This window comes from Saccharothrix sp. ST-888, assembly GCF_000955975.1.
Classification (GTDB): Bacteria; Actinomycetota; Actinomycetes; order Streptomycetales; family Streptomycetaceae; genus Kitasatospora.
In genome coordinates this window covers 1-8,767 of record NZ_JYJF01000167.1, presented here as the reverse complement: position 1 = coordinate 8,767, position 8,767 = coordinate 1, and the positions used below count along the sequence as shown (strand labels likewise).

General features: G+C 74.4%; 6 protein-coding genes. 2 read left to right on the top strand and 4 right to left on the bottom strand.

Going from position 1 to position 8,767, the window contains the following annotated elements; all coding sequences use genetic code 11:
• Nucleotides 1-82 precede the first annotated feature (82 nt).
• Nucleotides 83-1,714, bottom strand: a complete 1,632-nt coding sequence (locus UK12_RS30845) for a dolichyl-phosphate-mannose--protein mannosyltransferase (RefSeq protein WP_082120089.1) — start codon at nucleotides 1,712-1,714, stop codon at nucleotides 83-85.
• Nucleotides 1,715-1,915: 201 nt separating this feature from the next.
• Between UK12_RS30845 and UK12_RS30840 the strand changes: the two genes are divergently transcribed.
• Nucleotides 1,916-2,998, top strand: a complete 1,083-nt coding sequence (locus UK12_RS30840; RefSeq protein WP_197085307.1) for a DNA polymerase III subunit beta family protein — start codon at nucleotides 1,916-1,918, stop codon at nucleotides 2,996-2,998.
• A gap of 328 nt (nucleotides 2,999-3,326) precedes the next feature.
• Here UK12_RS30840 and UK12_RS30835 read toward each other — a convergent pair whose 3' ends face one another.
• Nucleotides 3,327-4,661: an MFS transporter gene (locus tag UK12_RS30835; RefSeq protein ID WP_197085306.1), complete on the bottom strand. Its 1,335-nt coding sequence runs from the start codon at nucleotides 4,659-4,661 to the stop codon at nucleotides 3,327-3,329.
• A 138-nt stretch (nucleotides 4,662-4,799) separates the two neighbouring features.
• On the opposite strand from UK12_RS30835, the gene UK12_RS30830 reads away from it, so the two are divergent.
• Nucleotides 4,800-5,360, top strand: coding sequence for a MarR family winged helix-turn-helix transcriptional regulator (locus UK12_RS30830; RefSeq protein WP_045306505.1), 561 nt, complete (start codon nucleotides 4,800-4,802; stop codon nucleotides 5,358-5,360).
• Nucleotides 5,361-5,409: 49 nt separating this feature from the next.
• Here the strand turns inward: UK12_RS30830 and UK12_RS30825 are convergent, their stop codons facing one another.
• Together UK12_RS30825 and UK12_RS41795 are read right to left on the bottom strand one after the other, a co-directional pair.
• Nucleotides 5,410-6,381, bottom strand: a complete 972-nt coding sequence (locus UK12_RS30825; protein WP_045306504.1) for an ABC transporter ATP-binding protein — start codon at nucleotides 6,379-6,381, stop codon at nucleotides 5,410-5,412.
• Nucleotides 6,378-8,767 (bottom strand): hypothetical protein (locus UK12_RS41795; RefSeq protein ID WP_052682326.1); only part of this gene is annotated, 2,390 nt, incomplete at its 5' end. The genes UK12_RS41795 and UK12_RS30825, both read right to left, overlap by 4 nt.

The window sequence follows — 8,767 nt, the reverse complement described above, 5'->3', positions numbered from 1 at the left end:
CGGCCGCCGCGAGCAGCAGTGCGGCCGTGACGGCCCCGAGGGCGGGCGTGACGGGAAGGAGCTGGTTCGCGGCCGCCACGGCTCAGATCCAGCTGGTGAACCACATCCGGTCCTGCCACCGCGTCATGGGGATCACCTCCGCCGTGTAGAGGGGGTAGAAGTACGCGAAGCAGCCGACGATCGCCAGCACGACGGCTCCCGCGGCCATCGCACCGTACCGGCGGCGCCGCGCCGTGCAGCCGGGCGGGCCGAGTATCGCCCCCAGCATGAAGGCCACCGCCAGGCAGAGGAAGGGGACCAGCACCACCATGTAGAAGGAGAAGATCGTCCGGTGCTGGTACTGGAACCAGGGCAGGTAGACCCCGGCGACACCCGCCAGTACCGCACCCGCCCGCCAGTCCCGGCGGAAGAGCCAGCGCCAGAGCAGGTACGCGAGCGCGAAGCAGGCGGTCCACCAGAGCAGCGGGGTGCCGAGCGCCAGGATCTGCGAGGCGCAGCCGCCCTGGGCGGTGCAGCCCTGCTGTCCCTGCGGCACCAGAGCCCAGTACATGCTGACCGGGCGCCCCTGGACCAGCCAGCTCCACGGGTTGGACTGGTACATGTGCGGGCTGGTGAGGCCGGTGTTGAAGTCGTACATCTGCGCCTGGTAGTGCCACCAGCTGCGCAGCGACTCGGGCACCCAGCCCATCGGGACCTGCGGCAGCGGGATGTCCAGCACGGGGGTGCGGGGCGGGGAGAGGCCGGCCCGGCCCTCGGCCCAGTGGCGGTCGAAGCCGCCGTCGGTGGCGAACCAGCCGCTCCAGGACGCGACGTACACGAGTACGGCGGCGCCGACCGTCGAGAGGAAGGCGGGCAGCGCGTCCAGCCGGAGCATCGAACGCCGGGGGCGGGCCGCCCCCGCCCAGCGGCGTCCGGACTGGTCCCACAGAACCGTCAGCAGTCCGAAGGCGGCCAGGATCTGAGCGCCGTTCCACTTGGTGGCGCAGGCCGCGCCGAGCAGCAGGCCGGCCGCCAGCCGCCAGGGGCGCAGCCCGAGCCGGACCTCGTCCCCGGCCCGGCCGCCCTCGGCGCGGGCGGCGCGCAGGATCTCGCGGGTGTGGTCGCGGTCGACCAGCAGACAGCCGAAGGCGGCGAGGGCGAGGAACATCACCACCCCGTCCAGCAGCCCGACCCGGCTCATCACGAACTGCAGGCCGTCCACGGCCATCAGCAGCGCGGCGGTGCAGCCGAGCAGGGTGGAGGAGAACAGCCGGCGGCCGATCCGGGCCAGCATCAGCACGGTCAGCGTGCCGAGCAGCGCGACCGCCACCCGCCAGCCGAACGGGTGCAGGCCGAAGGCCGACTCGCCGAGCGAGATGACCCACTTGCCGAGCGGCGGATGGGCGATGAACTCGGGGGCCGAGGTGAGCGGGATGTGCTGCGGGACCCCCAGGATCTCGAAGTTGGCGTTGTCCGGCCAGACGCCCTCGTAGCCCTGGTGCAGCAGCGACCAGGCGTCCTTGGGGTAGTACGTCTCGTCGAAGACGAAGGCGTTGGGGTAGCCGAGGTTCCAGAACCGCAGGAGCCCGGCGAAGAGCGCGACCGCGACCGGTCCGAGCCAGCCCGAGTGCCGGACGGCCCACCCCACCTCCGGCCCGCGCAGGTACCGGGCCGCCCGCGCCGGGACTGCGGTACGGACCGGGGGGTCGGTGTCGGTGACTGTCGCGTGCGCCATGACCTCGCCGATTCATCGCTTCGATCGCTGTGGGGTGCCGCCCCGGCTGACACTACGTCGCCTCAGACCGACCGTCACATGGGGGGCGGTCCTACTCCGAAACCCTAGCCAGCATCCGACGCGGCAGGCCCCGCTGCACCTCGTACTACGGTGGGCGCCCGGTTTGACCCTCGACCTGGTCGAGGCCGCAGAGTCGTCGGCGTGGAGAGCAGCGTGATGCACAGCATCGGTGAGATGGCCAGGGACAGCGGGCTGAGCGTGAGCGCACTGCGGTTCTACGACGGGGCCGGGGTGTTCGGGCCCGCGTGGGTGGATCCGCAGAGCGGTTACCGCTGGTACGCGCCCGAGCAGTTGGCGGATGCCCGGCTGATCGCCCGGCTGCGCCGGGTCGGCATGCCGCTGGCGGACATCTCGCGCGTGCTGGGCGGGCCTGCGGGCACGGCCCGGCAGGTGCTGGACGGTCACCTGCGGCGGCTGGAGGACGGTCTGGCGGACGCGCGTCGCGAGCTCTCCACGGTACGGACGCTACTCGACCAGAGGGAGAACCCGATGAGCCCGATCACCGTGGCCCGACTGACCGTTCAGGCCCGGGAGTTGGCCGCCGCACTGGACGCGGTCCGCTTCGCCGTGGGCACCGACCCCGGACAGCCCGCCGTGAGCGGCGTCCTGCTGGAGGCGGAGGCGGCGGTGCTGCGCCTGGTCGCCACCGACCGCTACCGGCTGGCCGTCGCCCAGGCACCGCTCGAAGGACCGGCCGAGGGGACGGCGAGCGTGATCGTCCCGACCGGCTTCGTGGACGAGCTCCGCCCACTGCTGGACGGCGCCGGCGCCCGGCCGGTCCGCCTCGTCGTCGAGGGCGACCGGCTGATCGCCACCGTCGAGGACCGCGCCGTGCTGGGCGAGCGGATCGACCAGGACTACCCCGACTACCGGCCGCTGATCCGGCTGGAGCCCACCCACCGGCTGCACCTGGACGCCGCCGAGCTGCGCGGCGCCCTGGCCGGCGCCGCCACCAGGAACGTGGTCCGCAGCCAGGACGGCGCCGCGTGCGAGGTCTCGGTGCTGACCGTGTCCGCCGACGGCTCGCTCACCGTGGCCGACCCCGAGGGCCCGGCGGACGGCCTGCGGGTGGGGGTGAACCGCGACTTCCTGCTGGAGGCCGTCGCGGCGGGCGGCGCCGACCAGCTGGTCCTGGAACTCGGCGGCCCCATCGCCCCGCTCGCCGTCCGCTTCCCGGACCGCGCGGAGACCTTCTCCCTGCTGATGCCCACGACCCTCACCTGACCCCCTCCGAACCCTTTCGAACAAGGTCCGGCCGCCGTCCGGCAGTCCCTCCCCCGAGGTGCTGCGGACGACGGCCGGAAGCCGGTGGGGCCTGGGGCCCGTCTTCGAACTCCCGTCGTCCGCCCGGAGGGCGGGCCGGGCGGCGTCGGGGTGTGTGCATCGCAAGGCGGAGGATGGGGGTACCTCCCGGCCGAAGGCTGGGGGAGAGTCCATGCGGTGGGGGCACCGCCCGGCCGGAGGCTGGGGGCCATCGGCGACCGACGACAACGCGGCGAGGTGCGTGCCCCGGTGTCGCCCGGCAGGCGGGAGTTTGAAGACGGGCCCTCTGTCACGCCACGGCCCGGAGTTCCCCGGTCGAGGTCACCGAGGCGCGGGCCGGGACCCGGGTCGCCGGGATGCCGGGCTGCAGGACGGCGTTGTCCTGGGCGGGCGTCAGGTGGGCCCGCAGGCGTACGGCCAGGGTGACGATCAGCAGGGTGCAGAGCACCATCACCGCGAGGTAGAACGGCCAGGTGCCGGAGCCGACCAGCAGCACGCCGACGGCCGGGCCGACGGCGATGGCGATCTGCTTCACCAGGGCGTGCGCGGAGTTGTAGGTGCCGAGCAGCCGGGCCGGGGCGAGGTCGGCGACGATCGGGCCCATGGTCGGGGCCAGCAGCGACTCGCCGGCGCCGAACAGGGCGTACACCGCGACGATCGCCACGGTCGCGGCCAGCTCGTCGGAGCGGACCAGACCGGCGGTCAGCGCCGTCGCCCAGGCACCCAGCCAGACCACGCCGGCGGCGGCCATCGCGGTGGTGCGGCGGCGGCGCTCGGTCAGCTTCACCACGAACATCTGCAGCACCACGATGGTCAGCGCGTTGGCGCCGATCGCCAGGCCCAGGGTGGACGGCGCGGTGCCGACGGTGTCGGTGGCGAAGGCCGCGACGCCCGACTCGAACTGGCCGTAGCAGGTGAAGAAGATCAGGCCGGCGAGCAGGCAGAGCCGCATCATGGCCTTGTCGGCGAACAGCGCGCGCAGCCCCTGCGGACCGCCCGTGGTCTCCTCGACCGCGACCGGCGCGGGCGCCGGGATGCGGGCGGTGCCGGTGACGACGGCGAGGCCCAGGAAGGTCAGCGCCTCGATGGTGAACAGGCGGGTCAGGCTGGCCGGGTCGGCCACGTCCACGATCTGTCCGCCGACCAGGGCGCCGATGCCCATCCCCAGGTTGACCAGGGTGAACTGGAGCGCGAAGGCCCGCGAGCGGGTGGCCCGGGTCGAGCAGCGCACGATCATCGTGGCCAGCGCCGGCTGGCAGGTGGTGACACCCGCGCCGAACAGGAAGGACGAGAGCAGCAGGCCGGGCGTGCCGGTGGCGTGGCCGAACGCGAACGCGCCGCAGGCCGCCAGGGCCGTACCGGCGAGCAGCACCGGGCGAGGGCCGTACCGGTCGATCCCGCGGCCGGTGAAGGGCAGTACGGCCAGCGCGGCCAGCGCGAAGACGGTGAACACCATCCCGGCGGCGAGCGAGCCCAGGCCCCTGACCTGGTCCACGTAGACGAACATGTACGGCATCGTGAATCCGCTGCCGAACGCGCTGAGCGCATTGCCGATCTGGACGCGGCGCAGCGGGCCGCCCGCCCCATGACGCTGCTGCCTCTGCTGCTTCACCGTGCCGGTCACCGTGCACACCCTTTCACTGGATACTCTTCGAGTGGATACTCTTCGAGATCAGAAGATTTCAGAGCTAAACTCTAAACATCGGAACCCTGAATCGTCAAAGGCTTAACGCCTGCATCCCTTCGTGGGAGAATGGGCCGCATGAGTGCACCCAAGGCCGCACCGACGACCAGCGACGAGCTGGACATCGCCGACCAAGTGGCCGTCTACCTGCGGGAGTTCCCCACGGTCGACCCCCAGGTCGAGACCATCGTCTCCACCCTCTCCCGGGTCGCCCGGCGGATGAGCGTCGCCTACGGCAGGCAGCTCACTGTGCTCGGGATCACCTCCGCCGAGTGGGAGGTGCTCAAGGCGCTGGTGGTCTCCGGCAGCCCGTACCGGATGGGCCCCGGCGACCTGGCCAAACGGCTCGGCCTGACCCCCGCCGCGATGACGCACCGGATCGACCGGATGGTCGCCGAGGGCCTGGTCACCCGGGAGCGGGACGAGGCCAACCGGGTCCGCGTGATCATCGAGCTGACCGAGGAAGGCCGCGACAAGTGGCTTGAGTCGATGCGGATGGCCGCGGTCTTCGAGGAGGAACTGCTCCAGGACATCACCCCGGCCGAGCGCCCCGAACTCTCCGCGCTGCTCGGCCGGATGCTGCGCCGCATCGAGGAGACCCAGCCGGACGCCCTGGGCCGCACCGACGACCTGACCTGAGACCGGCCGGCACCAGGGAGCGTCGCGGGCCCCGGCGCCGGTCGGCGGGTCAGCTCCCCGTCGGGTCGTCCGGCCGGACGGCGACGTGGTCCGGTTCGAGGTCCACCGCCACCCGGTGCTCCATGCCGAGCGCCTCCAGGAACTTGTGGGGCAGCTGCACCCGGCCGGTGCGGTCCAGCATCACGTACTCGCGCTCGCTGACGGTCTCCGCGCCGTGCTCGTCGACCACGGTCCGCCGCAGGACCTCGCTGCTGGTCCGGCCGTCCCGGATCGCCACGGTGCGGCGCACCTCGCCCGCCACCAGCGGGTCGTGGGTGACGATCACCACCGTGGCGCCCAGCTCCCGGTTGGCGGTGCGGAGTGCGTCGAAGACTCCGGCGGCGGTCTCCGAGTCCAGCTCACCGGTCGGTTCATCGGCCAGCAGGACCGCCGGGTCGTTGACCATCGCCACCGCGATGGCCGCCCGCTGCTGCTGGCCGCCCGAGAGCTGGACCGGCCGGCGGTGGGCCAGGTCGCCGATGCCCAGCGCCTCCAGCAGCTCGGCCACCCGGGCCGAGCGGCGCGCCGCGGCCCCCCGCGAACCGGACCGGCCGCGCAACTGCAGCGGGAGCGCGATGTTCTGAGCCACCGTCAGATAGGGCATCAGGTTGCGCGCGGTCTGCTGCCAGACGAAGCCGACCACCTCCCGGCGGTAGCGCAGCCGCTCCCTGGCCGACATCCCCAGCAGATCGCAGCCCGCCACCCGGGCACCGCCGGCCGTCGGCACGTCCAGGCCCGCCAGGATGTTCAGCAGCGTCGACTTCCCGCTGCCCGAGGCACCCACCAGCGCGACCAGGTCTCCCTGGTCCACCACCAGGTCCAGCCCCTGGAGGGCCTGGACCTCCACCCGGTCCGCGCGGAAGATCCGCACCAGCCGGTCGCAGGCGATCGCCGCGTCCGCCCCGTACGCGCGCGGCCCGGCCGCGGCCAGCGCCGTCCGTTGCAGCTCCTGGTAGCTGGGTGCCGCCTGGTCGTCGCTCATCGCGCGTCCCCCGCTCTCAACTCGGTGGTGATCTGTCGCCGCCCGGACACCGCCACCTCGGCGACGACCGTGGCGGCCGCGATCGCCGCCAGGGCCAGCACCTGGAGCAGTACGGGCAGCCAGGCGGTCCGCAGCCCGGTGGTCACGGGCGCGCCGACCAGGGCCGAAAGGTCCACCGCCGCGCCGAGCAGCGGCGCCGCGGCGGCGGCCACCAGGCCGCCCGCGACTGCGGCCACCAGCGGCTGCGGCAGCGCCTCGGCCAGGATCAGGGCCAGCCCGTGCCGCGGCCGCAGGCCCATGGTGCGCAGCCGGGCCAGCAGGGCGGCCCGCTCCGGCGCGGCCCGGACCAGGGTCAGCAGGACGGACAGCAGCGCGAAGCCGCCGGCCGCCGCGACGGACGCCCAGAACAGCCCGGCCGCCGTCCGCTGGAGCGGATCCGCGGCCAGTTCGCGGGCGGTCTCCGCCTTCGTCCGGACCGAGTAGGAAGCCTTGGCCGGCTGCTGCGAGCCTCCGCCGGTCGACACGGCGCCGGCTGCGGCCGGGGACAGCCGCTGGAGCAGGTCGCGCAGCGCGGCGGTCTCGATCCGGCCGGTGGCCAGCCACAGGTTGGGGCGGCCGAGCTTGGGGAGCCGGCGCGTCACCGGGCCGGCCGGGAGGACCATGGTCTTGGTGCCGCCGCGGCCGTTGATGACCGGGGTGCCGTCGACCACTCCCGCCACCTTGGCCTGGAGCTCTCCGGACGCGAGCCGGACAGCGCCCGGCGTGCTGCCGAGACGCTCGGCCATGTCCCGGCTGACCAGGGCCGGGACCGGGGAGTCCGGCCGGCCGTCGTCGGCCAGCAGCGCGGGGTCGAAGCCACCGCGGCCGAGGTCGCGGGTCAGTGCCGCGTAGGCCACCGGGTCGATCACGATCACGGTGACGTCCGAGACCAGCACGCCGCCGGGGGTACCCACCGGCGCCGCGTCGTCCGCCCAGGCGGCGGTGGCCGTTCCGGCACCGGGCAGCCGCGCCGCGGCCGCCTCGAATCCCTCGGGCAGGACGGCGGTTGACATGCCGGTCACCTTGGCCCCGGCACCCACCGCGGCCAGCGCGGCCCGCTCGCGCCCGGCGGTCACCGAGTCCAGCACCGTGGCGCCGAAGCCCGCCGTGGTCACCGCGAGCAGCAGGGCGAGCAGCGGAAGGACGGTGGGCCGCTGCCGCCGGCCGTCGCCCCGGGCGGCGCGGGCCAGTCCGAGGAACCCCACCAGCCCGGGGCCCCGGCCCGCCCGACGGGCCACCCAGCCGATCAGCACCGGGTGGAGCCGGGCCAGCACCAGGGCCGCGGTCAGTGCGAGCAGCAGCGGAGCCCCGACCAGCAGCAGGTCGACTCCGTCGCCGCCGGGCGCCACCCCCCGGCGCCGGACGGCCACCAGCGCGCCCGCGGTGGCGGCCGCCACCGCGAGTTCGACGACGAGGCGCCGTCGGCCACCGCCCGGACGCGGGCCCGCCGACAGCACCAGGGCCCGCAGCGGAAAGCCCAGCAGCGCTACCAGGGCGACCGCCAGGGCGGCCAGCACCGAGGCGCCCCAGCGCCCGGTCGGCAGCACCAGCAGAGCGAGCAGCGTTCCGGCCAGCGCGGCGGGCAGCACCGTCACCGCCGTCTCGCCGAGCAGCCGGCGCAGCACCCCGGTCCGCGAGCCGCCCCGGGCGCGGAGCAGACGCAGCTCGCCGGCCCGGCGCTCGGCGGCCAGGGCTGCGGCCAGGCAGAGCACCGCACCCGCGACCCCGGCCGCGCCCGCCGGGCCGACCGCGGTGAGCGGTGCGACGGCTGCCTGGCGGTGGGCGGCCTCGGCGAGCAGCTGCGGCAGCGTCGAGGTGACCTGGAAGTCATGCGGCCCGAGTGCCTCGGCCACCCGGTTGTTCGCCGGTCCCGCGATCAGCGAAGCCACCGCGCCCCGGACGGCGGGCAGCCGGTCGGCGTGCAGCGCGACGAGGTCGAACGGGAGCCGGTAGAAGTCCGCGCCGCTGCCGCCCCAGGACGACAGCCCGGCGAGTCCGCCGCGGCCGACCAGCGCACCGCTCCACCAGAACGGGACGGCCGAGCCGTCCCTCCGGACACTGTCCAGGCAGGCGGCGGTCAGGCACGGGGTGGAGGCCCAGAAGGCACTGTCCGGCTGGTCCGGGCTGAACAGCCCCACCACCTCGGCCTGCACCCCGTCCGTGGTCTCCGCCCCCAGGAACCCGGCGTTCAGGGTCGAACCCGCCCGGACGCCGAGGGTGGCGGCGGTGGACTCGGACAGGGCCACCTCGTAGCGCGGGTACGTCACGGCGGCCGAGGGCCACCGGCCGGCCACCAGACGGGCGTGGGAGGCCGCGTCGTTCAGGTAGGTCAGCGCGAGCTTGGGCG

Excerpts from the sequence above, each read along its gene's own strand:
- UK12_RS30845 (WP_082120089.1), bottom strand. The coding sequence starts at position 1,714 with ATGGCGCACGCGACAGTCACCGACACCGACCCCCCGGTCCGTACCGCA.
- UK12_RS30830 (WP_045306505.1), top strand. The coding sequence starts at position 4,800 with ATGAGTGCACCCAAGGCCGCACCGACGACCAGCGACGAGCTGGACATC.
- UK12_RS30825 (WP_045306504.1), bottom strand. The coding sequence starts at position 6,381 with ATGAGCGACGACCAGGCGGCACCCAGCTACCAGGAGCTGCAACGGACG.